Source organism: Marinovum algicola, from assembly GCF_900109145.1.
Lineage (GTDB): Bacteria > Pseudomonadota > Alphaproteobacteria > Rhodobacterales > Rhodobacteraceae > Marinovum > Marinovum algicola.
Genome location: NZ_FNYY01000014.1, coordinates 120067 through 143373, shown reverse-complemented (window position 1 = coordinate 143373; position 23307 = coordinate 120067). Strand labels below are relative to the sequence as shown.

Sequence of the window (23307 nt, the reverse complement as noted above, 5' to 3'; positions counted from 1 at the left end):
GGGGGAATGGTTGCGTGTCGGCGGCGGTGTTCTGCGCCGTTCGCGCCCCGGACTTGATCCGGGGCCACTTTGCGGCTTGCGGTGCGGGGGAAGGGGTCCCGGCGCGGGGGCCGGGACGGGGGCGTTGGTCGGGGATAGGCTGGCGATCAGAGCGCTTCGGCCTTGACCAGCGAATGCACGTCGTCGACCCGGGCGGTGGCGAGGTCGTCTTCGGTGATGCCGAACCTCGCGCCCATCAGATCCTCGATGCCGCCGACCAGCGCCAGCGCGTCCAGGCCGTAATAGCGCATCAGATAGGCGCGCGAGCCGCCGTGGGCATAGGTGTCCTTCAGCCCCAGCCGGACCAGCCGCTTGCCGATGCCGGCGTCGGCCATGGTCTCGGCCACCAGCGAGCCCACGCCGCCTTCGGTGACGTGGTTTTCCAGCGTCACCACGCCATGTTTGACCGACCCGATATGGTCCAGAAGCTGCTTGTGATCGAAAGGCTTGATCGTGTGCAGGTGGATGTGGCGGATCGACAGGCCTGCCTTGGCCAGGGCCGAGCGGGCGCGCATCGCCTCTTCGGTGCTGATGCCGGAGGAGACGACGAGGATGTCGGTGCCTTCCGACAGCACGCGCATTTCGCCGACCTTGATCGGCGTGTCGAACAGCCGCGGCACCGAGCCGCGCAGCACCCGGCACCAGACCGGGCCGTCGATGCTGTCGGCGGCCTCGCAGATGCTTTCCACCTCGGTGGCGTCGCCGGTCTCGAGGATCGTCATGTTGGGGATCGAGCGCATCACCGAGATATCCTCAATCGACTGGTGGGTCATGCCGCCCGGCGTGGTGACCCCGGGCAGAAAGCCCATCAGCCGGACCTTGCGCCGGGGATAGGCGATCGAGGCCATCAGCTGGTCATAAGGCCGGCGGTACATGAAGACGCCGAAGGTGTGGATGAACGGCCGGAAGCCGGCCAGGCCGAGACCGCCGGCAAAGCTGAGCATGTTCTGCTCGGCCATGCCCATCGACAGGAACTGATCGGGGTGGCGGTCGCGGAAACCGTCGATCTCGCAGGAGGAGGTCAGATCGGCCGAGAGACAGAGGATCTCGGGCTTGCCGGCGGCAAATTTCTCGAAGGCCGCGGCGTAGGGGCGGGATACCATTTCAACCATGTGCAGAGCTCCTCAATGGGCGTATTCGACAGGATCGACGCCCAGGTCGGCGGCGATCGAGGTGTTGAAGCGGGCGCGTTCGTCGGGCGATTTGAACCGCACGTAATGCAGCCGCGGAAAGCGTTCCTCGAGGATCGGCATGGTCTGATAGGGCGAGGTCCGCGCCAGGATGATCAGCGGCTTGCCGTCGTGCGGTTCCTTCGCGGCGTCGCGCATGGCCTGAATGTCATGGCCGTCGATCTCGACGCAGGTGGCGCCGAATTCGATGAACTTGCGGCGTATGTCGCCGACCGCCATCACGCTGTCCATGGCGCCGTCACATTGCTGGTCGTTGACGTCCATGATGGCGCAGAGATTGTCGATGCCGTGGAACTGCGCCGCCGCGACCGCCTCCCAGGTCTGGCCCTCCTGAACCTCGCCGTCGGACATGAAGACCCAGGTCCGCCCCGGCTCGCCGCGCAGCTTGCGGCCATAGGCGAGGCCCGCGCCGGTCGAGAGGCCGATGCCGAGGGTGCCGTTGTGCACCTCCATGCCCGGCGAATGTTCGGCGCCGATCATCTCGACCGACGAGCCGTCCTTGTTGAACATCTCGAGCCCCTCGGGCGCCATCCGGCCGACCTCGATCAGCGTGGCATAGGCCACCAGCGCGTAATGGGCGGGCGCGATGAACAGCCGGTCATATTCGGGCGCGGCCGGGCCGTTGTAGCCGGCGCCGGTGTGATATCCAGGGTTCGAGGGCGCGGGGACGCCTTCGAAGGGCTTGGGAATCATCGGCAGCGTCGGGTCGCCCAGCTTCAATTCCTCATTGTACAGCCATGCAAGTTGCTCGGCGGCGGAACAGGCCTGGCTCAGATAGCCGCCGTTGTTGCGGATCGTGTGCTCGAAGACCCGACGCCGGAGTCCCAGCGCGACGTCTTCTGTGGTTCTTTCGTTTTGCATGGCTTCCTCTGATTTGCTGCTTTACAAAAGTCAGTAAATCGATCATATGTAAAAGTCAAGCGCCGCGCGGTCGTGCGGCGGAAAGGACGGATGATGAAATACACCGCAGCACATTGGGGCGCCTACCGGATCGAGGGTGACGCGCTGCGCCCGCTGGACGACGACCCGCGCCCTTCGCGGATCGGGCGTGGCTGGCTTTCGGCCGCGCGGGACCGGAACAGCCGCATCCTTGCGCCGATGGTGCGCGATGGCTGGCTTGACGGTGATGACGGCAAGGGGCGCGGCCGCGACGGCTATCGCGAGATGACCTGGGACGAGGCTAATGCGCTGGTCGCCCGCGAGATCCGCTGCGTGCGCAAGGCGCATGGCAACCAGGCGATCTTTGGCGGCTCTTACGGCTGGGCCAGCGCCGGAAGGTTTCACCACGCGCAGAGCCAGATGCGGCGGTTCCTCAATCTCGTCGGCGGCTTCACCGCCTCACATGAGACCTATTCCCATGCCGCCGCCGAGGTGCTGTTTCCGCATATCCTCGGCCTCAGCAATCGCGGCATGTTCGATGCGATGACCAGTCTCAGCCTTGTCGGCAAGCATTGCGATCTGCTGCTGGCCTTTGGCGGCATCTCCGAGCGCACGGCGCAGGTCGCCTCTTCCGGGGTCACCCGGCACGACATTGGTGGGCCGCTGGCGCAGATGCAGGCGCGGGGCGGGCGGGTCGTCAATGTCTCGCCGCGTGGCAGCGACCTGCCGGGCGCCGAGTGGCTGTCGATCCGGCCGGGCACCGATGCGGCGCTTTTGCTGGCGCTGTCGCATGAGGTGGTGGCGGCCGGGCGGGCGGATGAGGACTTCCTGACCACGCGCACCAGCGGCTGGCCGGCGTGGCGCGCCTATCTGCTGGGCGAGACCGACGGTCAGGCGAAAAGCGCCGATTGGGCGGCACCGCTCTGTGACCTGCCGGCCGAGGACATCCGCGCGCTGGCCCGCGCGCTGAGCGACAGCCGGAGCATGATCGCGGTGAACTGGGGGTTGCAGCGGGCCGATCATGGCGAACAGGTGATCTGGGCGGCGCTGGGGCTGGCCTGCATCCTCGGCCAGATCGGCCAGCCCGGCACCGGCTTTGGCTTCGGCTACGGCTCGACCACGCCGGTCGGCCGGCCGATGCGCTGGATCGGCTGGCCCTCGGTGAGCCAGGGCCAGAACCCGGTGACCGAGGCCATTCCGGTGGCGCGCATCGCCGACATGCTGCTCAATCCCGGCGGGGCCTATCGGTTCAACGGCGAAGAACGGAGCTACCCCGATATCCGGCTGGTCTATTGGTGCGGCGGCAACCCGTTTCACCACCACCAGGATCTCATCCGGCTGGAGCAGGCCTGGATCCGCCCCGAGACGGTGATCGTGCAGGACCACAGCTGGACCGCCACGGCGCGGCGCGCCGATATCGTGCTGCCGGCAACCACGCCGTTCGAGCGTGACGACCTGATGATCAACCGGCGCGACCCGTCACTGCTCTATATGTCGAAGATGCAGGAACCGATGGGCCAGGCGCGCGACGATCACGAGATCTTTCGCGGCATTGCCCGGCATTTCGGTGTCGAAGAGGCGTTTACCGAGGGCCGCGATGCGGAAGGCTGGCTGCGCCATCTCTGGGCGCGGGCGCAGGGTGTGGCGCAGGAGGCGGGTTTTGCCCTGCCGGCGTTCGAGACCTTCCGCGACGAGGGCCGTTTCGACGTGCCCGATGCCTTTGACGAAACCGTGGCGTTTGAAGGCTTTGTCGCCGATCCCGAAGCGCATCCGTTGAATACCGAGAGCGGGCGGATCACGCTGCACAACCAAACGATTGCGGGCTTCGGTCTGGAGGATTGCCCCGGTCATCCAAGCTGGCTGATGCCGGCCGAGAGCCTGTTGACGGCCGAGGCGGGCGAATTGCACCTGATCTCGGGCCAGCCGGACACCCGGCTGCATTCGCAGAATGACCGTGGCAGCGAGGCGCAGGGCGACAAGATCGGGGGGCGCGAACCGGCCGCGCTGCATCCCGAGACGGCGGCGCGTCACGGGCTGGCCGCGGGCGATATCCTGCGGCTGTGGAATGCGCGCGGGGCCTGTCTGGCCGGGCTGCGGCTCGATCCGTTGCTCCGGCGTGACTGCGTGGCGCTGGCCACCGGCGCCTGGTTCGATCCGCAGGAGGTGGGCGGCGACAGGCTCGAGGTGCATGGCAATCCCAATGTGCTGACGCTGGACAAGGGCTGCTCGGAGCTGAGCCAGGGCAACATCGCCCATACCGCTCTGGTCCGGGTGGAGAAATGGACCGGGCCGCTGCCGGCGCTGAGCGTCGACCGGCCGCCGCGGATCGCGGGCCGAGCGGAATGAAGGAGGGGAGCATGACAAAACTCTGGTTGGGGCTGGATGTCGGCACCACCGCCGTCAAGGCCGCCGCCTATACGCCCGAGGGCCGGCAGGTGGCACTGGCCGAGGCGCCGAGCCAGGTCACCCAGGTGGCCGGCGGCGGCAGCGAACAGGACATGGGCCAGGTCTGGGCGACGGTGGTGGCGGTCTTGGCCGATCTGGTCGGCCGCTGTGACGGCGCGGAATTCGAGGCGCTGGGGATCGCGGCGCAGGGCGACGGGCTCTGGTGCGTGACCGAGGACGGCGCGCCCGCCGGCCCGGCGATGCTCTGGAACGACACGCGGACGGCGGATGATCTGGCGGCGCTCGAGGCGTCGGGCGCGACCGGGGTGATCGGGCGGGGCTGCAACACCTCGCTCTGGTCGGGCACGTCCGGCATGCTCTGGCGCTGGGTGCGGGAGAACCGGCCCGAGATGGCGGCGAAGACCGCGCATGTGATGACCTGCGTCGACTGGATCGGGCTGAAGCTGACCGGCGCGCTCGGCACCGATTTCTCGGATGCGACGATCCCCTTTCTCGACATTGCCAGCCGCGATTATGACGCGGGCCAGATCGCCGCGCTCGACTGTGACGAGCTGGCCGACAAGCTGATCGCGCCGCGCACCGCCGACAGCGTGCTGGGGCAGGTGACGGATGCGGCGGCAGGCGCCACGGGGCTGCCCGAAGGGCTGACCGTTTCGGTCGGCACGCTGGACCTGTCGGCGATGATCGTCGGCATGGGGCTGGCGCAATCGGGTGAGACGATGATGATCATGGGCACCACCGCCGTGGTCAATATCCTCACCGACCGGATCACCCCGAGCGATGCGCCGGTCGGCGCGAGCTGTCTGCACCCCACCGCGCCGGTGACGATCCGGGTTCTTGCACCGACCACCGGCGCCGCCGCCTTCGACTGGTTCGCGGCGCTGCATCCCAAGAGCCTTGGCGGCGCCTCGGCCGGCGAGGTGGCGGCGCGCATGAATGCGCTGGTCGAGACGGTGCCGCCGGGGGCCAACGGGGTGACCTTTCTGCCCTATCTCAATGGCGAACGCGCGCCATTCGTGGCGCCCAACCTGCGCGGCGCCTTTCACGGGCTGTCGTCGACCACCTCGACCGGCGACATGGGCCGGGCGGTGATGGAGGGCGCGGCGCTGAGCCTGCGGCATTGCTTCGAAGAGGAAACCGGCCTGCCCACCGCGCCGGTTCAGCTCACCGGGGGCGGCTCGAAAAACCCGGTCTGGTGCCAGATCATCGCCGATGTCGTGGGCCAGCCGGTGCTGGTCAGCGCGGCTTCGGATCACGGGCTCTGGGGGGCGGCCTGTCTCGGCGCTGCGGCGGCCGGGCGCGGCGCGGCGGTCGAGCTTTCCCGTCGCGACGAGGCTTTGCAGAGCTACACACCGAACAATCACGCGGCCTATGGGCCGGTTTACGCCAGATACGCCCTGATTTCGCGCCATCACCGCGCCTTGCAGGCAGACCTCAATACCTTGCGGGAGACCCAGACATGACCAACATGATGACCACCGCCGTGCAATATGCCATCGATGACATCCGCATCGAGGAACGCCCGGTTCCCGAGATCGGCCCCGGCGAGCTCTTGCTCAAGACGCTGGCCTGCGGGCTCTGCGGCGGCGAGACCATGGCTTGGTACAAGACCGAGCCCAAGGTGCTGGGGCATGAGCCGGTGGGCGAGGTGGTCGAGGTGGGCGCGGGTGTCACCGACTACAAGATCGGCGACCGGGTTTTCGTCAATCACCACGTCGGGCGGGTCGATTCCCACCTGTCGCGTCGCGGCCATTTCACCCGCGATCCATTCTACAAGTCGATGAAGCTCGATCCCGGCGGGGTCTGCGACTATTACCGCGTCACCGCGCAGCATCTGGCGATGGACACCCACAAGCTGCCCGACAGCATCTCGACCGAGGCGGCGGTGACGATCGAGCCCTGGTCCTGCGTGCTCTCGGGGCTGAAGGTCTGCAACATCCAGCCGGGTGACACCGTGGCCGTCGTCGGCGCGGGTTTTATGGGGCAGGGGTTCGTGCACATGGCGCCGCTCTTCGGTGCCGGCAAAGTGGTGGCGCTCGACTTCTCCGACTGGCGGCTGGCCAAGGCGCGGGAGTTCGGCGCGACCCATACGATCAACCCCAAGACCGAGGATGCGGTCGAGGCGATGCGCGCGCTCAACAATGGCCGGCTGGCCGATACGGTGATCGTGATCGCGCCCTTTGCCCCGGCCTGGGAGCAGGCGCTGGCCTTGACCGAGGTTGGCGGCTGCCTGCACCTCGGCGCGCCGATGCCGCCGGGCGAGACCTGGGCGCGCGACGGCAATGCCGCCTATTTCGATCAGATCACCGTGACCTCGCGCTATTCCTCGGATCATACCGACACCTACAGCTATATCCGCCTGCTCGAAGCCGGGCGAATCAAGGCGGAAGAGGCGATCTCGCACCGGTTCGACATGGCGGATACGCCAGAGGCGTTTCGCATGCTGGTCGAGGCGGAAAAGAGCCTGAAGATCGTGGTCTATCCGCATGGGATCCCGACCGCCAAGCAGGAGGCCGCGTGATGCTGGAGGCGCTGAAGGAAGAGGTCTGCGAACAGAACCACGAGCTGCCGCGCAACGGGCTGGTGGTGGGATCGGGCGGCAATGTCTCGGGGCGCGACCCCGAAACCGGGCTGGTGGTGATCAAACCCTCTGGCGTGAAGTTTGCCAAGCTGACGCCGGACACCATGGTGGTGGTCGATCTCGATGGCACTGTCATCGAGGGGGCGATGAAACCCTCGGTCGACACCGGCATTCACCTCTATATCTATCGCCACCGCGCCGATGTGATGGGCATGTGCCACACCCATTCGCCTTATGCTTCGAGCTTTGCGGCGCGTGGCGAGCGGATTCCGGCGGTGCTGACCCCGATCACTCATATGCTGGGCCGCGATGTGCCCTGTTCGCGTTATGCCACCCCGGGCGAGGTCGACACCGGCGCGGCGATCCTGGAAGCGGCCGAGGGCGGCATGGCGGCGCTGGTCAAGGCGCATGGGGTCTTTACCATGGGCAGATCGGCCACCGAGGCGACCTCGGTGGCGATGTATCTGGAGGAGGCGGCGATGACGACGCATCTTGCCATGCTGCGCGGTCCGGTCGAAGAATTGCCGCAGGACGAGATCGACCGCTGCTACGCCTGGTTCCGCCAGAACTATGGCCAAGCCGGGGCAAAGAAGGTAAACGCTTGAAGATGCACAAACCCACGCCGCCGCAACGGAATTCTGCCGAAAAGGAAGCGCTGCTGTCGAATGTGGCGCTGCTTTATTATGGCGAGGGGCTGACCCAGGGCGAGATCGCCAAGCGCATGAAGGTTTCGCGTGCGACCATCGTCAACATGCTGCGCGAGAGCCGCGATCTGGGGGTGGTGGAGATCCGCGTCGACGGCCAGTTCCTCACCGGATCGAGCCTGGCGCGCGAGCTGCGCGAGAAATACGGGCTGGCGGATGTCTATGTGGCGCAGCCGGCGGCGGAGAGCGTGGCGCTCAGCCGCGACGAGAGCCTGCGGCAACTGGCGCGGGTGGCGGCGATGGCGGTGCTCGACGTGGTCGAGCCGGGCGACCGCTGCGGCGTGGCCTGGGGCGAGACGATCATGGCGGTGGCCGATGCCATGCCGCGAAATGCGGTGGCCGATGTCGAGGTCTGCCAGCTGATCGGCTCGATGATCTCGGACCGGGTGCCGGCCTCGGAGAACTGCACCATCCAGATTGCCGGCAAGCTGGGCGCGCAATGTTTCACCCTGCATGCGCCGGGGCTGATCTCTTCGGTCGAGCTGGCGCGGCAGATCTGTTCGGAGCCGACGATCCACATGCAGCTCGAACGGCTGAAATCGCTCGACATGGCGATCTATTCGGTCGGCAACGTGCAGGCCGAAACCCATCTGGTGGCAGCCGGCATGACCTCCGAGGCGGAGCTGGCCGAGGCGGTGGCGGCCGGGGCGGCAGGTATTCTGTGCTGCCGCTATCTCTCGGCCGAGGGCGCGCAGATCGACCTGCCGCCGCATGACCGGCTGATCGCGGCCGAGGTCGCCGACCTGCGGGCGGCGCGCAAGAAGCTGCTGGTGGTCTGCGGGGTGGACCGGGCCGAGGCGACGCTGGCCTGCATTCGCGGCGGGCTGGCGACGCATCTGGTGGTGGACAAGCCCCTGGCTCTGGCGTTGCTCGAAGGGTGAGGCTTGCGGCGCGGTGGGTTGCGAACCCACCCTGCTTCGCGACGCGACGCGGCACTGCGCGGCGGGCGTTGCCCGCCGTCGACGCCCGGATCAGCCTGGGCTGGCCTCGATCATGCCGGCACCGCCTCTTTCAGCCCCAGCCGGGCGTATTGCTCCGGCGGACAGCCTTCGTCCTGCATCAGCGCCCGCACCAGGTCGAGCATACGGTCGCGCTGCTCCGGCGCGCTGTCCCAGAGGTTCCGGGCCTGCCCGGGATCCTCGGCGCGGTTGAACAGGAAATCCTCCTGGGTGCGCGGATCGATCGAGATCGGCGTCTTCCACATCGGCAGGTCGACCGAGGGGTCGAAATAGCCGGTATCCACCGGCTTGTTCGGTGCCTTGGCCAGCCGGCCGTCGACCGGGTTGTCGACGATCAGCGGCCGGAAGATCGCGGTGGAATAGAGGTAGAGCGGCTGCGACGGGTCCGGCGCCTTCATCACCGTCCAGGTGCCGTCGGTGGCGCAGATGCCCTGGCCGAAGGTGCCGTAAAGCACCGCCTCGCGTGGCGAAGGCGCATCCTCGACGATCATCGGCAGGAGCGAACGGCTGTGCCGGTTGGCCTCGGTCACCTCGACGCCGGCCGCCTCGACGATGGTGGCAAAGATGTCCACGGTCTGGGTCAGCCCGGTGAGGCGCTTGCCATTGCCGGGGTTGGCCGGGTGCCAGACCATCAGCGGAATGTTGGCATGGCTGTCGAAATGCGGGTGCTGTTTTCCGAAGGCGCGACGCTCGCCCATGTCGTGGCCATGGTCGGTGGTCAGGATCACCATCGTGTCATCCCACAGCCCCTGGTCGTCGAGCTTGTCGAGCAGCGTGCCGAACCACTTGTCCATCATCGTGACCTTGCCCATGAACTGCGAGCGCAGGAATTTAAGCTCGTCGGGTGTGGTCTGGTCCATGAAGTTCTCGAGATCCTTGTAGACCTGGTAGGGTGGCCAGACATTGAACTCGTTCTTGGTCGCGCCCTCGGCATACATGCTCTCGTAGGGTTCGGGGATGTGAAACGGCTCGTGCACGTCGAAGGTCTCGACATGCAGGAAGAAATCGCCCTTGCCGGCGTTGCGGTCGAGCCAGTCGCAGGCGCCGCCGAAGGTCTTGGCCGAGAAATAATCCTCTTCGCCGCCAAAGTCGCGGGTATTGGCGTAATACTGGCCGATGTGCTCGGGCGCGCGGAATTTCTCGACGTTCTTGACCCAGGCGGGTTTCTCTTCGGCCGGGTCCTGCGCCTGCCAGCGATCGACCTCGTAGCCGCGGATCATCTCGGTGGTGTCATAGCTCTGGATGTAGCCGTTCGCCTCTTCTTCCCAGTAATGATAATGGTCGGTCACCACATGGGTGCGATGGCCGCCCTTGCGCACCTCGGCCGGCAGGCGCGGGTCAAACACCTCGAGCGAGCCCCAGGGCCGCCAGAGGAATTCCTTGCGCCCGGCGATGATCTCGCGGCGCGCCGGCATGCAGGGCAGCGAGCCGACGAAATGGTTGTCAAAGATCGCAGCGCGCTTGGCGAAACGGTCGATATTTGGGGTCTGGCAGGGGCTGGCCGGGTCATAGGCCCGCAGGCAGTTGCGCGTCAGACTGTCGACCAGCACAAGAATGATATTCATGGCAGCACCCCTTCGAAGCTTGTTTCAGGGGCACTATAGGCGGGCCATCTCAACCTTACAAGTGTCAAATAATATGTCAAATGTAATGCGTGGCCGGATCCGGTTGAAACATTCCGGGCCGCGGGGTGTTGGGGCAGGGCACATGCAAGACAGGAGGCATCCATGAGCAGCCCGATTACCACGATCAATCCGGCGACCGAAGAGACCCTGGAAACCTATGACCGCATGTCGGACACGGCGGCGCGCGAGGCGGTGGAGGCCTGTCACGCCGCCTTCGAGGAGTGGCGGCTGGTGCCGCTGGACAAGCGGGCCGAGACGATCAAGGCCATCGGTCAGGCGTTGCGCGACACGTCCGAGGACTTTGCCCAGCTGATGACCCGCGAGGTCGGCAAGCTGATCGGCGACAGCCGCGACGAGATCGAGCTTTGCGCCGCGATCTGCGATTTCACCGCCGAACACGGGCCAAAGGAGCTGGCCGACGAAGAACGCGAGATCCCCGGCGGCACCGGCGTCATCACCTACGCGCCGACCGGGGTGATCTATGGCATTCAGCCGTGGAACTTTCCGGCCTATCAGGCGATCCGCTATACCATCGCCAACCTGATGGCGGGCAATGGCGTGTTGCTGAAACATGCGGCCAATTGCACCGGTAGCGGGCTGTTCCTGCGCGATCTGATGGAGAAGGCCGGGCTGCCCAAGAACCTGTTTACCGTGCTGCTGATCGATCACGACCAATCCGACGACATCATCGCCAATGATCTGGTGCGGGGTGTCACCCTGACCGGCAGCGATGGCGCCGGCAAGGTGGTGGCGCAGCAGGCGGGCAAACACCTCAAGAAAACCGTGCTCGAGCTTGGCTCGAACGACGCCTATCTGGTGCTCGAGGATGCCGATCTCGATGTTGCGGTCGAGGCCTGTGTAACGGGCCGGATCTACAACAACGGCGAGACCTGCGTGAACGCCAAGCGGTTCATCGTGACCGAACGGCATTACGACGCCTTCGTCGAGCGCTTTACCGCCAGGATGAAGGCGGTCGAGATGGGTGACCCGCGCGACGCGGACACCGGCCTTGGCCCGATGGCGCGCGACGATCTGCGTGACACGCTGGCCGAGCAGGTCGAGAAGAGCGTGGAAAACGGCGCCCGCGCGCTGTGTGGCGGCAAGGTGCCCAAGCGCAAGGGCGCCTATTATCCGGCAACGGTGCTGGTGGACGTGAAGCCCGGCCAGCCGGCGTATGACGACGAGCTGTTCGGCCCGGTCGCTTCGGTGATCAGGGCGCGCGACGACGATGACGCGATACGCATCGCCAATGACAGTCGGTACGGGCTCGGCGGCGGCATCTTTTCCAAGGACGAAGCCCGCGCCCGGGCGCTGGCCGCGACCCATTTCGACACCGGCATGGTCTGTATCAACGGCTATAACCTGGCGATCCCCAACATGCCGTTCGGCGGGGTCAAGAACTCGGGTTACGGGCGCGAGCATGGCGGCTTTGGCATGAAGGAATTCGTCAACGCCAAGTCGCTGTACGTGACGCAATAGCGGCGTCCGGCCGGTGCATCGCGCCGTGCCGCGCGGGTGCCGAGGATGGCGGCGGGCTAGGTTTCGGCCGGGTCCGGGCCGTCCTGCCGCAGCTGCGATCCGGCGGGCGGGGCGCGGTGCTTGTCGGACTTGAGGTCCATCACATAGCCGATGATCGCCGCCACCGCCTCCCAGTGCTCGACCGGGATTTCCCGGTCGATCTCGGCGACGTCGTGCAGCGCGCGGGCCAGCGGGCGGTTCTCGACGATCGGGATCTCGGCCTCGGTAGCGAGGCTGCGGATGCGGGCGGCGATCAGGTCGGTGCCCTTGGCCAGGCAGACCGGGGCCAGATCCTTGCCGCTTTCGTATTTCAGCGCCACGGCGTAATGCGTCGGGTTGGTCAGGATCACCGTGGCCCGCGGCACCGCGCTGGCCAGCCGCTGGCGGGCGCGTTCGCGGCGCAGCCCCATGCGTTTGGCGCGGATCAGCGGATCGCCCTCGGTTTCCTTGTGCTCGTCGCGCACCTCTTTCATCGACATCCGCTGCTTGCGCCGGTGATCGAAGCGTTTCCACATGATGTCGGCGGCGGCGATCACCGCCACCAGCGCCAGCGTGTAGAGCAGCATCCGCGCCGCCGCCGCGCGCGCGAATTCGGCCAGGGCCTCCGGCAGCAGCCCCTGCGCCAGCCAGATCTGGCGCACCGCCTGCCAGGTCACCACGCCGGCAATCGCACCGACCAGAAGCACCTTGGCGACGCTCTTGGCGAATTCCACCAGGCTCGCCGCCGAGACCAGCCGCTTGAGCCCGGCCAGCGGCGAGATCTTGGACCATTTCGGCCGCAGCCGCTCCGCCGCCATCACGACCTCGCCCTGAAGCGCGGCGCCGGCCAGCGCGCCCAGCACCATCAGGAGCACCAGCGGCGCCAGCAGCAGCGCCACGCCGCCGATCAGCTCGCGGGTCAGGGTGCCGAGATCGCGCAGCCCGGTGACACCGACGCCGACATCGATCTGGCCGGCGGTTTCGAAGACGCCGCGCAACAGGCCCGAGAGCGGCCCGGCGGTGCTGGGCAGGACAAAGACTGTAATGCCGAAGAGCGACAGCATCGCCATCAGGGTGCCGCCTTCCTTCGATGAGGCGACATCCCCCTTGTCGCGGGCCTTTTTCAGCCGGCGCTCTGTCGGTTCCTCGGTCTTGTTGTCCTTGTCCTCTTCGGCCATCGCGCCCCCCCTCAGAACATCAGCAGGCCGAGCCAGGCGGCGAAGCGCTCGGCAAACTCGCGCAGCATCAGCGGTGCGGCAACCCCGAGCACCAGCAGACCGGCGGCGATCAGCAGCGGCGCGGCGACAAAGAATACCGGCAGGGTCGGCATCATCCGCGCCGCCAGCCCCATGCCGAGGTTGATCAGCAGCCCCATGACAAAGAACGGCGCGGCGACCGACAGCCCGATGTAAAAGCTCTGCGCCACCGCCCGCACGATCTGCTGCGCCAGATCGCCGGTGAGCAGGGCGCCGGGCGGGAATACCTCGTAGCTCATCACCATGGCGCCGAGGATCAGGTGGTGCAGATCCATGGCAAAGATCAGCGCCACGGCGCCCAGCATCAGCCCGGTCGAAATCAGTGTCGAGCCCTGAAACGACCCGATTTCGGGGGCAAAGGCGTTGGACAAGCCGACGATCATGCCGATCTGGGCCCCGGCGAATTGGAGCCCGGTCAACAGGATGCGGGCGGTCATGCCGATCCAGAGCCCGAGGGTCAGCTCGATCCCCAGGGCCGCCAGCAGCAGGCCGGGCGCATCGAGGCTCTGCGGCCCGACCGGCAGCGCCGGATAGAGCGCCAGCGACAGCAGCAGCGCAAAGGCGATGCGGTGGCGCACCGGCACGAAGGCCTCGCCCAGGGCGGGCATGTACATCACGACGCCGCCGATGCGGGCAAAGACCAGCGCCACCCCCATGACCTGCCCGGTGAGAAAGGCCGAGAGGTCCACCGCTATTGCCCGATGGTCGCGACCGTGCGCAGCGACGCCTTGCGGTGGATTTCATTGTGCGACAGCACCACTGTCATCGGGCTGACCCGTTCCAGCATCGAGCGGACATAGCTGCGCACCTCGGGCGAGACCAACAGGGCCGGCCATTGGTCCTGCTCGGCGTATTTCTGGATCTCGCGGCGGGCGTGCAGGACGAATTCCTGCACCCGCTGCGGCGACATGACGAAATTGCGCTCGTCGCCATTGACCCGCAGCGCCTCGAGAAATTCCTTTTCCCAGGTCGGCGACATGGTGATCACCGAGATGAAGCCATTGCCGTCGATCAGCGATTTGCAGATCTGGTTGGCCAGCCGCCGGCGCACCGCCTCGGTGATCTGCACCACGTTCGACGTGCCGCGCCGGGCATCGGCGATCGCCTCGACGATCAGCGGCAGATTGCGGACCGAGACCCGCTCGGCCAGCAGCCCCTGCAAGACCTGCTGGATCAGCACCAGCGGCGCATTGGGCGTCACCTCGCCCGCCAGCTTCTGGTAATCGCGGTCCAGCCCGGCGACCAGCTCCTGCGCTGCGCCAAAGGTCATCAGCTCGGGCAGATGCTCCTTCACCACCTCGGTCAGATGGGTGATGATGACGCTTTCGGGGTCCACCACGGTCAGGCCCATCGCCTCGGCCTTGGGGGCGGTGGCCTGGTCGATCCAGAGCGCCTCGAGCCCGAACGACGGATCACGGCCGCGTTCGCCGGGCAGGCCGCAATCGCCGGGATTGACCACCATCAGACCGTTGGGCCGCACCTCGCCGCGCGCCACCTCGACGCCCTGCACCACCAGCGCATAGCTCTGCGCCGGCAGCATCGGCTCGTCCTTGATCCTGACCGACGGCAGCACAAAGCCGAACTCGCGGGCAAAGAGGTTGCGCAGGCTCTTGATCTTGCCGGCCAGCGCCGCGTCGCTGCTCGAGATCAGTGGCACAAGGCCCTGGCCCAGCTCGAGCCGCAGGCTGTCGAGCTTGAGGGTATCCTTGATGTTGTCCTCGGGCAGGGCGGCCTCGGCGCGTTTGAGCGCGGCCTCGCTGGCGGCGGCATTCTTTCGGGCCTCTTCGGCCTTGCGGGCGATCACCACGCCCAGGCCCGCCATCAGCGCCGCCAGCACGGCAAAGACCGGCACCGGAAACCCCGGCAGCAACCCGATGCCAAAGAGCAGGGCGGCGGCCATGAAGAGCGCCTTGGGGAAGCGGACAAGCTGGCCCAGCACGGCCTCGTTCGCCGCGCCCTCGGTGCCGCCCTTGGTGACGATCAGACCGGCGGCGAGCGAGACGATCAGCGCCGGCACCTGGGTCACCAGACCGTCGCCGATGGTCAGCACGGTATAGAAGCCGGCGGCGTCGGACAGGGTGAGATCGTGCTGTGCCACGCCGATCAGGATGCCGCCGACGACGTTGATCAGGGTGATGATGATCCCCGCCACCGCATCGCCACGCACGAATTTCGAGGCCCCGTCCATGGCGCCGTAGAAGCTGCTTTCGTCCTCCAGTACCTTGCGCCGGGCGCGGGCCTGATCTTCGTCGATCATCCCGGCGCCGAGATCGGCGTCGATCGCCATCTGCTTGCCCGGCATCGAATCGAGAGAGAACCGCGCCGAGACCTCGGCGATCCGGGTCGAGCCTTTGGTGATGACCACGAAGTTGATCACCACGAGGATGGCAAAGACCACCACGCCGATGACGAAATTGCCCGAGATGATGAAGCGCGAGAAGCCCTCGATCACCCCGCCGGCGGCGTCCGAGCCGGTGTGGCCCTGCGACAGGATCAGCCGGGTCGAGGCGACGTTGAGCGACAGCCGCAGCATTGTCACCATCAGCAGCAGCGAGGGAAAGGAGTTGAAATCCAGGGGCCGCGGAATCCACAGCGCCACCATCAGGATCAGCACCGAGAGCGACAGCGAGATTGCCAGTCCGAGGTCGAGCAGCACCGGCGGCAGCGGCACGAAGAGCATGGCCAGGATCAGCACCACGGCGGCGGCAAAGCCGATGTCGCGATTGGCCAGCCCGCGCGCCATCAGCGCATTGCCGCCGCCGGGCCTGAGGTGATCGGTCAGCGCCATCAGAACATCTTCTCGAAGGCGGGCAGCACCGGTTGCAGCGTCTCGCGGCCGAACAGGCTGCGGGCGCCCTCGGCCGCGGCGCCGGAGCGGCGGGTCATGTCCGAGGTCCAGAAATGCCCCTCTGGCAAGGGCGCGCGGCCAGTGGCGGCCAAGCTGCGGCCGCCGCCGCGGGCGGCCAGGTCGCGGAACACCTCGAGCCGCTCATTGGCGATGGCCACATTCTGCCGCAACCGGGTGAGATAGGCGATCTTGTGGGTCTCGGTGGCGGAATGATAGCGTCCGGCGGCCTCGGTCCAGTTGCCCGATTGCTGATGGAGCGCAACCAGTAGCCGGGCGGCGTAATCGACGTTCACCGCCGGGTCGAGGCCCTGTTCCAGCGTGGCAAAGGCCTCGGGGTGCCAGCGCAGGTTGATCTGCATGCAGCCCACGTCGATCGAGGAAATGCCGGCGGCCTGGCGGGCGCGCACCCAGCTTGCGGCGGTGCCGGGCGTGTCGAAGAACCGCCCGTCGCCATCGGCATTGGCGACCCAGGGCCAGACGGTGAGCTCGCCCGCATGCATCATGCCGGCCTCTTGCAGCCCGATGCCGAGCAGCAGGTTGCCGGGAATGTTGTGGCGCAGCTGCGCCTTGAGGATCTCGCGGATGCAGACCCCCGAGGTGGCAGCCATGCGCGGTGCGGGCTCTGCCGCCGGGGCGGGCGAGGGGGCGTAGAAGGCGCTCCAGTCGGCGCGGGCGGCCGGGGTGGCCACCGCTGCGGCCCAGACCGCCGCCAGGATCAATGCGCGCAGGCCCCGCCGCATCACACCCCCCCGCTGACGATCAGGTCGAAGGCCCGGTCGGACAGGCGTTTGACCATGGCGTACATGAAGGGGGTGAAGACCAGCAGCCCGACAAAGATCGCCACGATCTTGGGCACGAAGGTCAGCGTCATCTCCTGCACCTGGGTCAGCGCCTGAAAGAAGGCGATGACCAGACCGACCACCAGCGCAATCGCCATGATCGGACCCGAGGCGTAAAGCACGGTCAGAAAGGCGTTGGACAGGACGGTATGAACATCGGCTTCGGTCATGGCGCTTTCACGATCAGACGGGCATGGCCAGGATTTCCTTGTAGGCTTCGACCAGCTTGTCGCGCACCGAAACCGCCACCTGCACCGTCGATTCCAGCTCCAGCGTCGCCTCGACAACCGCCTGGGTGTCGGCGCCGCCATGCAGCCCGGTCACTGCCGTCGCCTCGGCGTCGCGGATCGCGTTCACCGTCTCGCGGCCCGATTGCGCCACCATCTCGGCAAAGCTGCTGCCGGCCTCGGTGGCGGCGCCGGCGCTTTCGGTGGTCATGTCGCGCGAGGCCCGGTAGGCGCCCGAGGCGGCGTTGACGGACATCAAGGAGGTGGGTTCGGCCATGGGCGCCTCGTCTTACTTGAGCAGATCGAGAAGCTGCGAGCGCATGCTGCGGCCGGTCTCGAACATGTTGAGGTTGGCCTGATAGCTGCGCGAGGCCTCGCGCATGTTGGCCATTTCGATTATGGTATTGACGTTCGACACCTTGACGAAACCGTCGGTGTCGGCGGCCGGATGCGACGGATCATAGCGCAGCTCGAAGCTGGATTCGTCGCGGCTGACCTCGGCGACGGCGACGCCCGATGTGCCGGTCTCGCGATCGATCATCTCTTCGAAGGAGACGATCTTGCGGCGGTAGGGGTCTTCGCCGGGGGCGGAGCCGGTGGAATTGGCGTTGGCGACGTTTTCCGAGACGACCTTGAGCCGCTCGCCCTGGGCCTGCATGCCGCTGGCCGCGACGGTCAGGATGGATTTCAGAATGTCCATGGCGGGGCTCCTAGCGAATGCCGGTCACGGCGACGGTGAGAAGTTCGTGGCCCTTGCGGTAGAGCTCGGCGGCAAGCCGGTAGCTGCCCGCGACCTCCGCCGATTTGATGGTCTGCTGTTCGAGCACGACGTTGTTGCCGTCGAGCGCGCTTTCCCAGGCGCTGTCATCGGCCTCGACCCGCACGCCGGCAGGGGCCGAGGCGGTGGTCTGGATGTGCTGGGCATCGGTCACCGCAAGCCCCTGGGTCGGGGTGCGGGCCTGCACCATGCGGTCAAAGCTGCTGATTTCCTTGGCGCGGTAATTCGGCGTGTCGGCATTGGCGATATTCTCCGAAATCACCGCCTGCCGGGCGCCGAGCCAGCTCATCCGCTGCGAGGCGAGCTGAAAAAAGGACATGCCGGACAGCTTCATCAACAATTCCCTTTCTCTTTTACCAAGAATAGCATTAATAAAAACTGAATAGCAATGGATAGTAGCCATGCATACGCCATTTTCAGAGCTGTCTAGCCTTGCCCGGCGGATGGAACGCAGCAGCGTCGCCGGCCAGGTGACATCGGCGCTGGGGCTGTCGCTGGTGGTCTCGGGGCTGGAGCGGGCGGTGGGCATCGGCGCGCATTGTACGGTGCAGGGCAGCGGCGGCCCGGTGCTGGGGGAAGTGGTGGGGGTGGATGCTGCGGGCACCCGGCTTCTGCCTTTCGGCAATTGGGACGGGGTGCGCAGCGGCGATCCGGTCAAGGTCACCCAGGCGGCGACCGAGATCCGCCCCGATGCGGCCTGGCTCGGCCGGGTGGTCGATGCGCTGGGCCGGCCGCTTGACGGGCGCGGCCATCTGCCCGAGGGCGACGCGCCCCGCCCGGTGCGCGCCGGGCCGCCGCCGGCCTTTGACCGGCGCCGCGTCGGGCCGCGGCTGGCGACCAGGCTGAAGGTGATGGATGCCTTCACGCCGCTCTGTCGCGGTCAGCGGATGGGGGTCTTTGCCGGGTCGGGTGTCGGCAAATCCACCCTGATGGCGATGCTGGCCCGGCATGCCCAGCCCGAGGTGATCGTGGTCGGGCTGGTTGGCGAGCGGGGCCGCGAGGTGCAGGATTTCATCCGCGACGACCTGGGCGAAGAAGGGCTTGCGCGCTCGGTCGTGGTGGTTTCGACCGGCGACCAGCCGCCATTGATGCGGCGCCAGGCGGCCTGGACCGCCACCGCCGTGGCCGAGCATTTCCGCGACCAGGGCAAGCAGGTGCTGCTGCTCTTGGACAGTGTGACCCGATTTGCCATGGCGCAGCGCGAGATCGGCCTTGCCGGGGGCGAGCCTCCGACTTCCAAGGGCTATCCGCCGACCACCTTTGCCGAGCTGCCGCGGCTGATGGAGCGGACCGGGCCAGGCAGCGGCGCGGCGGGGGACATCACCGCGCTTTACACCGTACTGATGGATGGCGACGACATGGACGACCCGGTCGCCGATGCGGTGCGCGGCATCCTTGACGGCCATATCATCCTGGATCGCCGCATCGCCGAACGCGGCCGCTTTCCGGCAGTGGATATCCTGCGCTCGCTGTCGCGGATGCTGCCGGAGTGCCACACGGCGGAGGAATACGCGCTCTACCGGGCCGCCCGCCAGGCTGCGGCGCGCCATGCCGACATGGAAGAGCTGATCCGCATCGGCGCCTATCGCAAGGGCAGCGATGCCGAGGTCGACGCAGCAATCCGCCTGTCCGGCCCGCTCGAGGCGCTCCTGGGCCAGAGCAAGCGCGAGACCCTGGCGCCGGAAGAGACCTTTGCGAACCTGCGCGCTTGTCTCGATGCCGCGGGCATTGCGGTGCCCGCCGGCTGATCAGCCCGGCCGGATCCAGCGCTGCAAGGTGTTGAGATCCTGCGCGGCGGCGGCGCGGCGGGTGCGGTCCTTGCGCTGCTGCTGCATGCGCGAAAGCCGCAGGATCTCGAAGGTCTTCTGCTCGGACAGCGCGGCGCGCAGCTTTTCCTCGGCCTGCGCCAGATCGGGCGCCAGCTTGGCGGCCTCGCGGGCGTTGCGCTCGAGCTCGGCGCGGATCGATCCGATGAACCGGCCGAGGTAGGGCGCGCCTTCGAGGCCGTCGATATGCGATTCACTCGACAGCCGTGCCAGCAGCGCCTCGCGCTCGGTCTCGAGCCGGTCGTAACGGGCACGAAGCACCCCCACGGCGGCGGCATGTTCGCGGGTTTCCAGCTCTTTCACCCGCTCCATGATGGCCAGCGGGCGCAGCCGGTCAGGGGCCATCGGCCTTGGGCTCCTCTGGGCCGGGGACCGGATCGCCGCCCAGGCGTTCGCGCATCTTCAGCAGGATATCAATCGGATAGCCCGATGATCCCGGCGGCAGCGCCTTGAAGACACCGGCCACGGCGGCCGAGGTGAACTCGGGCTTGGCGGCTTCGGTCTTGGCGTCGTCCGGGCCGGCAGCCAGGGCCGGCGCGGATGCCAGCGTCAGCGTCGCGACGGCCAGCGCGCGCCTCATGCCGCCGGCAGCTCTTTCTGCGCCGCCTCGACCTCGTAGAAATCGGGCTGCATGCGCGAGGGGATGCTGCCTCGGCCGATCTCGATGCAGATATTGGGCGGATGGTTCGACACCATGGCGACAAAGATATCGCGGATCACCAGGTAGAAGGCGCCGTCTTCCTCTTCGATCTGCTTCAGCCGGCCGGCGACCGGCTGCACCATGCAATAGGCCAGGAAAACGCCGAGAAAGGTGCCCACCAGCGCCCCGCCGATCATCTTGCCGAGGATCTCGGGCGGCTGATCGATCGAGGACATGGTCTTGATCACGCCGAGCACGGCGGCGACGATGCCGATGGCGGGAAGGCCGTCGGCGACCTGCTGCACCGCATGGACAGAAGCCAGCGATTCATGGTGATGCTTGCGAATCTTGCGGTTGATCACGTCTTCGGTGGCATAGCGGTCGTCGAATTGCATCGACAGCATGCGAAAGCTGTCGCGGATCAGGTCGACGGCGAAATGATCGGCCATGATGCGGGGATAGCGGCCAAAGATGTCGCTGCTCTGCGGGTCTTCGATATGGCTGTCGAGCGCCAGGATGCCCTTGGCCTTGTAGGCCCGGGTCAGCTCGAACATCAGTTGCAGCAGATCGTTGTAATCCTTGGCCTTCCAGCGCGGGCCTTTGATCACCTTGAGTACACCGCCGGCCGAGCTCTTGATCACCGAGACGCTGTTGGCGATCACGAAGGCGCCGATTGCCGCGCCGCCGATCATCATGCCTTCGAAGGGCAGGGCATACAGCACGATGTCCATCTTGCCGCCCGACAGCATGAAGCCGCCAAAGACGAGTCCGAACACAAGAGCAAGCCCGAGGATGAAGGTCATGGAGGGGTCTCTGCTTTCACTATCAATGCGCGCGCGGGGGTATTCCGGTAAATTATAAGTATAATTGACTTTCTTTCAAGCATAAATAAGGATAGTTTTGAGTAGTGAAGAACAATCCTTGGAGTTGCGGCATGGCCTCCGGCAAGCTCGCCTATTTCTTCGAAGCCCGTGATCTGGCGCATCTGTTCGCGGATTGGCCCGACGAGATCGGTCTGGTGCTCTGCCTCGATGCGGCGGGATTGTGCGAGCTCTTGCTGTTCCATGTCAGCGAACGCGACCGGATGCCGGCCAAGGCGGCGGCGGTTCTGGGCTGCGCGCGGGCCGAGCTCGAGGTGGTGCCCGAGGTTGCGGGCTATCCGACGCGGCGGGTGCTCTTTACCGACGAACAGAAGCTGATGGCGCTGATCCTCGACGAGGACGATCTGGCCGAGCTGGCGCAGGACTACCTGATCAATCACCGGTTCGAGGCCTCGCGCAAACCGGAAGCGCCGGCGCCCAAGCCCGCGACCAAGGCGGCCACCCTGACCGATGTCTTTCGCTGGAAGCCGCGGCTGCACCTTTCGGAGACCGCGCCGAAACCGCCGCGCAAGCCCGATCTGCCCGAGGGGTTCGCCGCGCTCGACGCCCAGGCGGAATGCGATTTTGCCGACGGCGTGCTCGAACTCGGGCGCACCGGGCTGCGGCTGAGCCTGGCGCCGGAGCTGCTGAGCATCCAGACGCCGGCGCGGCGGACCCGCAAGATCGGCTTTCGCGACGATTTCTCCTGCTTTGTGCTGCCGCGGCCGGTGGCGGCGGGCTGGAGCCCGGGCGAGTCGCTGGTGATCGACATGCCGGAGGAGGGCTTTCCCAAGGCGCTGCGCGCGCGCTATGCCCAAGGGCCACGCCAGGCGCAGGTCACGATCACCGGCCAGGGCGTCTTTGTCACGCCGGGCGCGCTCTTGCCGCCGCCACCCCCCGAGGCCGAAGCTCCGGCGCGGCGCCGGCGGTTGTTTTCGCCGGTACGCTCGGCGCTGATCGGCATGGTCTGCCTCGGTCTCGCCGCCGGCGCGATGCTGCGCGAGGATGCGCCGTTTTCGCTGCCGTTCCTGCCGATGAAATCGGGCGCCATCGACGCGCCGCAGCCGTCCGAGACGCGGTTCGCCGCGCGGTAGTTGGCCGCCCGGGCCTCAGTCGTCGTTGTCGTCGAGGATATAGCCGCGCCCGCGTGCCGAGCGCACGCGAAACCCCCCGTCCGACCGGGATTCCAGCTTTTGCCGGATGCGGGCGATATGCACGTCGATGCGGCGGTCGCCATAGGCCCAGTCGGCCTCGCCCAGCACCTGCGCCAGCGCCGCGCGGTCGACGATCTCGCCCGTGTGGCGGCTCATGTATCTGAAAATCCGCTCTTCGACCGGGGTCAGGCCAAGCTGGACCAGCCGCGCCGCCTTTCGGTTCTTGCGCACCGCGCCCTGAAGCCGCAGCGACAGCCGCGCGCGCAGCTCTCCGGGATCGTGATCGGCGCGCAGGGCATCGTCGGCGCCGGCGGCAAAGGCGGCAATCGCGCCCTGCGACCGGTTGGCATGATCGATCGCCAGGATCACCGCCTCGCTGGCGTGCCGCCGGGCGGTGGCAATCAGCGTCAACATCGCCTCGTCGGGAATGTGCCGGGCCGAAAGCCCGACGATCAGGGCGCTGAGCGGGGCGCCTTCGGTCAGCGTGTCGCGCAATTCCGCCGGCCGGGCCCGGCGTAGCACCTTGGGCAGGCCGCAATCCTGCAAGACCCCGGCCCAGGCCGTCCGCAGACCCGTGTCACGTTCGACCACGGCGGCGAAAGAGCCCCTGTTCTTCATGAGCCGGTAGATACTCCCAAGGTTAGTCCTGAACTCTTTAGAGAGGTTTGTGCAAAATTTCGTGAATTTTCAACTCCGATTAACCTTGGCGCGCTATCTATCTTTCGACAATCATGAAGAAACCGAGAAAGTCACGTTTGAGGCATGCAATATCATCTCGTATCCGATGGCCCCAGGGGCCTGGCGCCTTTCGCCGGGCTGCGCGGTGATCCACTTGAGAACCGGGCGATAATTCCTTGCCCGGGGCGGCGGATCCCGGCCGGTTTCGGCCGAGGCGGGTTGCGCGGCTCAAGAATTTGCAAGATTAACACGTGAGTTTCCCGTACAATGGCCCGACTGCCAGTGCCCCCGACGGCCCGCGCATCGGCCACAGGCAGCGAC

General features: G+C 66.8%; 23 protein-coding genes. 8 read left to right on the top strand and 15 right to left on the bottom strand.

Features of this window, described 5'->3' with window-relative positions; all coding sequences use genetic code 11:
- Positions 1-146: 146 nt before the first annotated feature.
- Together BMW90_RS17890 and BMW90_RS17885 are read right to left on the bottom strand one after the other, a co-directional pair.
- A complete protein-coding gene (locus BMW90_RS17890; RefSeq protein WP_048535322.1) occupies positions 147-1151 on the bottom strand; it encodes a transketolase family protein in 1005 nt (334 codons plus the stop codon).
- A gap of 12 nt (positions 1152-1163) precedes the next feature.
- A complete protein-coding gene (locus BMW90_RS17885; RefSeq protein ID WP_074837738.1) occupies positions 1164-2090 on the bottom strand; it encodes a transketolase in 927 nt (308 codons plus the stop codon).
- 93 nt (positions 2091-2183) lie between these two features.
- On the opposite strand from BMW90_RS17885, the gene BMW90_RS17880 reads away from it, so the two are divergent.
- Genes BMW90_RS17880 through BMW90_RS17860 form a run of 5 tightly spaced genes read left to right on the top strand, consistent with a single transcriptional unit; the run spans position 2184 to position 8680 of the window.
- On the top strand, positions 2184-4454 hold the full coding sequence (locus BMW90_RS17880) for a molybdopterin-dependent oxidoreductase (protein ID WP_074837737.1): 2271 nt from the start codon (positions 2184-2186) through the stop codon (positions 4452-4454).
- Positions 4455-4465: 11 nt separating this feature from the next.
- Positions 4466-5977 (top strand): FGGY-family carbohydrate kinase, encoded by a 1512-nt coding sequence (locus BMW90_RS17875; RefSeq protein ID WP_074837736.1) that lies wholly within the window; start codon positions 4466-4468, stop codon positions 5975-5977.
- Positions 5974-7035 carry a zinc-binding dehydrogenase gene (locus BMW90_RS17870; protein ID WP_074837735.1) on the top strand — a complete coding sequence of 354 codons (1062 nt, stop codon included), beginning with the start codon at positions 5974-5976 and terminating at the stop codon, positions 7033-7035. The genes BMW90_RS17875 and BMW90_RS17870 overlap by 4 nt, the downstream gene beginning before the upstream one ends.
- A complete protein-coding gene (locus BMW90_RS17865; RefSeq protein ID WP_074837734.1) occupies positions 7035-7700 on the top strand; it encodes a class II aldolase/adducin family protein in 666 nt (221 codons plus the stop codon). Before BMW90_RS17870 ends, BMW90_RS17865 begins: the two co-directional genes overlap by 1 nt.
- Before the next feature lie 2 nt (positions 7701-7702).
- A complete protein-coding gene (locus tag BMW90_RS17860; protein ID WP_074837733.1) occupies positions 7703-8680 on the top strand; it encodes a sugar-binding transcriptional regulator in 978 nt (325 codons plus the stop codon).
- Between the two features lie 110 nt (positions 8681-8790).
- Here the strand turns inward: BMW90_RS17860 and BMW90_RS17855 are convergent, their stop codons facing one another.
- A complete protein-coding gene (locus tag BMW90_RS17855; RefSeq protein ID WP_074837732.1) occupies positions 8791-10323 on the bottom strand; it encodes a sulfatase in 1533 nt (510 codons plus the stop codon).
- A gap of 162 nt (positions 10324-10485) precedes the next feature.
- On the opposite strand from BMW90_RS17855, the gene BMW90_RS17850 reads away from it, so the two are divergent.
- Positions 10486-11862 (top strand): NAD-dependent succinate-semialdehyde dehydrogenase, encoded by a 1377-nt coding sequence (locus BMW90_RS17850; protein WP_074837731.1) that lies wholly within the window; start codon positions 10486-10488, stop codon positions 11860-11862.
- Positions 11863-11918: 56 nt separating this feature from the next.
- On the opposite strand, the gene BMW90_RS17845 is transcribed toward BMW90_RS17850, so the two are convergent.
- The 8 genes from BMW90_RS17845 to flgB are packed head-to-tail and all read right to left on the bottom strand — an operon-like array spanning position 11919 to position 18147.
- The gene (locus BMW90_RS17845) at positions 11919-13058 is read right to left on the bottom strand and encodes an EscU/YscU/HrcU family type III secretion system export apparatus switch protein (protein WP_048535307.1); all 1140 of its coding nucleotides are present in this window, start codon (positions 13056-13058) and stop codon (positions 11919-11921) included.
- Positions 13059-13069: 11 nt separating this feature from the next.
- Complete coding sequence (locus BMW90_RS17840; RefSeq protein ID WP_170850580.1) at positions 13070-13825, bottom strand: flagellar biosynthetic protein FliR; 756 nt, start codon at positions 13823-13825, stop codon at positions 13070-13072.
- Positions 13826-13827: 2 nt separating this feature from the next.
- Positions 13828-15924, bottom strand: coding sequence for a flagellar biosynthesis protein FlhA (gene flhA, locus BMW90_RS17835; RefSeq protein WP_074837730.1), 2097 nt, complete (start codon positions 15922-15924; stop codon positions 13828-13830).
- Positions 15924-16724: a lytic transglycosylase domain-containing protein gene (locus BMW90_RS17830; RefSeq protein ID WP_074837729.1), complete on the bottom strand. Its 801-nt coding sequence runs from the start codon at positions 16722-16724 to the stop codon at positions 15924-15926. Before BMW90_RS17830 ends, flhA begins: the two co-directional genes overlap by 1 nt.
- The gene (locus BMW90_RS17825; protein ID WP_048535301.1) at positions 16724-16993 is read right to left on the bottom strand and encodes a flagellar biosynthetic protein FliQ; all 270 of its coding nucleotides are present in this window, start codon (positions 16991-16993) and stop codon (positions 16724-16726) included. Before BMW90_RS17825 ends, BMW90_RS17830 begins: the two co-directional genes overlap by 1 nt.
- Before the next feature lie 13 nt (positions 16994-17006).
- The gene (locus tag BMW90_RS17820; RefSeq protein ID WP_074837728.1) at positions 17007-17327 is read right to left on the bottom strand and encodes a flagellar hook-basal body complex protein FliE; all 321 of its coding nucleotides are present in this window, start codon (positions 17325-17327) and stop codon (positions 17007-17009) included.
- Positions 17328-17339: 12 nt separating this feature from the next.
- Positions 17340-17750: a flagellar basal body rod protein FlgC gene (flgC, locus tag BMW90_RS17815; RefSeq protein ID WP_048535298.1), complete on the bottom strand. Its 411-nt coding sequence runs from the start codon at positions 17748-17750 to the stop codon at positions 17340-17342.
- 10 nt (positions 17751-17760) lie between these two features.
- The gene (gene flgB, locus BMW90_RS17810) at positions 17761-18147 is read right to left on the bottom strand and encodes a flagellar basal body rod protein FlgB (RefSeq protein WP_244526544.1); all 387 of its coding nucleotides are present in this window, start codon (positions 18145-18147) and stop codon (positions 17761-17763) included.
- A gap of 82 nt (positions 18148-18229) precedes the next feature.
- Between flgB and BMW90_RS17805 the strand changes: the two genes are divergently transcribed.
- Positions 18230-19576, top strand: a complete 1347-nt coding sequence (locus BMW90_RS17805; protein WP_074837727.1) for a FliI/YscN family ATPase — start codon at positions 18230-18232, stop codon at positions 19574-19576.
- Here BMW90_RS17805 and BMW90_RS17800 read toward each other — a convergent pair whose 3' ends face one another.
- From BMW90_RS17800 to motA, 3 genes are read right to left on the bottom strand one after another with little or no spacing between them, the layout of a single operon-like run.
- Positions 19577-19999, bottom strand: a complete 423-nt coding sequence (locus tag BMW90_RS17800; protein ID WP_074837726.1) for a hypothetical protein — start codon at positions 19997-19999, stop codon at positions 19577-19579.
- A complete protein-coding gene (locus BMW90_RS17795; RefSeq protein WP_048535293.1) occupies positions 19989-20234 on the bottom strand; it encodes a hypothetical protein in 246 nt (81 codons plus the stop codon). Before BMW90_RS17795 ends, BMW90_RS17800 begins: the two co-directional genes overlap by 11 nt.
- Entirely contained in the window at positions 20231-21097 is an 867-nt protein-coding gene (gene motA, locus BMW90_RS17790) for a flagellar motor stator protein MotA (protein WP_048535291.1), read from the bottom strand. The genes BMW90_RS17795 and motA overlap by 4 nt, the downstream gene beginning before the upstream one ends.
- 131 nt (positions 21098-21228) lie before the next feature.
- On the opposite strand from motA, the gene BMW90_RS17785 reads away from it, so the two are divergent.
- Entirely contained in the window at positions 21229-22248 is a 1020-nt protein-coding gene (locus tag BMW90_RS17785; protein WP_074837725.1) for a hypothetical protein, read from the top strand.
- 15 nt (positions 22249-22263) lie between these two features.
- Here the strand turns inward: BMW90_RS17785 and BMW90_RS17780 are convergent, their stop codons facing one another.
- A complete protein-coding gene (locus BMW90_RS17780; protein WP_074837724.1) occupies positions 22264-22926 on the bottom strand; it encodes a helix-turn-helix domain-containing protein in 663 nt (220 codons plus the stop codon).
- Between the last annotated feature and the right edge of the window lie 381 nt (positions 22927-23307).

What these genes read in the sequence shown, in the direction of transcription:
- BMW90_RS17890 (WP_048535322.1), bottom strand. Translation starts at nt 1,151, where the DNA reads ATGGTTGAAATGGTATCCCGCCCCTACGCCGCGGCCTTCGAGAAATTT.
- BMW90_RS17885 (WP_074837738.1), bottom strand. Translation starts at nt 2,090, where the DNA reads ATGCAAAACGAAAGAACCACAGAAGACGTCGCGCTGGGACTCCGGCGT.
- BMW90_RS17880 (WP_074837737.1), top strand. Translation starts at nt 2,184, where the DNA reads ATGAAATACACCGCAGCACATTGGGGCGCCTACCGGATCGAGGGTGAC.
- BMW90_RS17875 (WP_074837736.1), top strand. Translation starts at nt 4,466, where the DNA reads ATGACAAAACTCTGGTTGGGGCTGGATGTCGGCACCACCGCCGTCAAG.
- BMW90_RS17870 (WP_074837735.1), top strand. Translation starts at nt 5,974, where the DNA reads ATGACCAACATGATGACCACCGCCGTGCAATATGCCATCGATGACATC.
- BMW90_RS17865 (WP_074837734.1), top strand. Translation starts at nt 7,035, where the DNA reads ATGCTGGAGGCGCTGAAGGAAGAGGTCTGCGAACAGAACCACGAGCTG.
- BMW90_RS17860 (WP_074837733.1), top strand. Translation starts at nt 7,703, where the DNA reads ATGCACAAACCCACGCCGCCGCAACGGAATTCTGCCGAAAAGGAAGCG.
- BMW90_RS17855 (WP_074837732.1), bottom strand. Translation starts at nt 10,323, where the DNA reads ATGAATATCATTCTTGTGCTGGTCGACAGTCTGACGCGCAACTGCCTG.
- BMW90_RS17850 (WP_074837731.1), top strand. Translation starts at nt 10,486, where the DNA reads ATGAGCAGCCCGATTACCACGATCAATCCGGCGACCGAAGAGACCCTG.
- BMW90_RS17845 (WP_048535307.1), bottom strand. Translation starts at nt 13,058, where the DNA reads ATGGCCGAAGAGGACAAGGACAACAAGACCGAGGAACCGACAGAGCGC.
- flhA (WP_074837730.1), bottom strand. Translation starts at nt 15,924, where the DNA reads ATGGCGCTGACCGATCACCTCAGGCCCGGCGGCGGCAATGCGCTGATG.
- BMW90_RS17830 (WP_074837729.1), bottom strand. Translation starts at nt 16,724, where the DNA reads ATGCGGCGGGGCCTGCGCGCATTGATCCTGGCGGCGGTCTGGGCCGCA.
- BMW90_RS17825 (WP_048535301.1), bottom strand. Translation starts at nt 16,993, where the DNA reads ATGACCGAAGCCGATGTTCATACCGTCCTGTCCAACGCCTTTCTGACC.
- BMW90_RS17820 (WP_074837728.1), bottom strand. Translation starts at nt 17,327, where the DNA reads ATGGCCGAACCCACCTCCTTGATGTCCGTCAACGCCGCCTCGGGCGCC.
- flgC (WP_048535298.1), bottom strand. Translation starts at nt 17,750, where the DNA reads ATGGACATTCTGAAATCCATCCTGACCGTCGCGGCCAGCGGCATGCAG.
- flgB (WP_244526544.1), bottom strand. Translation starts at nt 18,147, where the DNA reads ATGTCCTTTTTTCAGCTCGCCTCGCAGCGGATGAGCTGGCTCGGCGCC.
- BMW90_RS17805 (WP_074837727.1), top strand. Translation starts at nt 18,230, where the DNA reads ATGCATACGCCATTTTCAGAGCTGTCTAGCCTTGCCCGGCGGATGGAA.
- BMW90_RS17800 (WP_074837726.1), bottom strand. Translation starts at nt 19,999, where the DNA reads ATGGCCCCTGACCGGCTGCGCCCGCTGGCCATCATGGAGCGGGTGAAA.
- BMW90_RS17795 (WP_048535293.1), bottom strand. Translation starts at nt 20,234, where the DNA reads ATGAGGCGCGCGCTGGCCGTCGCGACGCTGACGCTGGCATCCGCGCCG.
- motA (WP_048535291.1), bottom strand. Translation starts at nt 21,097, where the DNA reads ATGACCTTCATCCTCGGGCTTGCTCTTGTGTTCGGACTCGTCTTTGGC.
- BMW90_RS17785 (WP_074837725.1), top strand. Translation starts at nt 21,229, where the DNA reads ATGGCCTCCGGCAAGCTCGCCTATTTCTTCGAAGCCCGTGATCTGGCG.
- BMW90_RS17780 (WP_074837724.1), bottom strand. Translation starts at nt 22,926, where the DNA reads ATGAAGAACAGGGGCTCTTTCGCCGCCGTGGTCGAACGTGACACGGGT.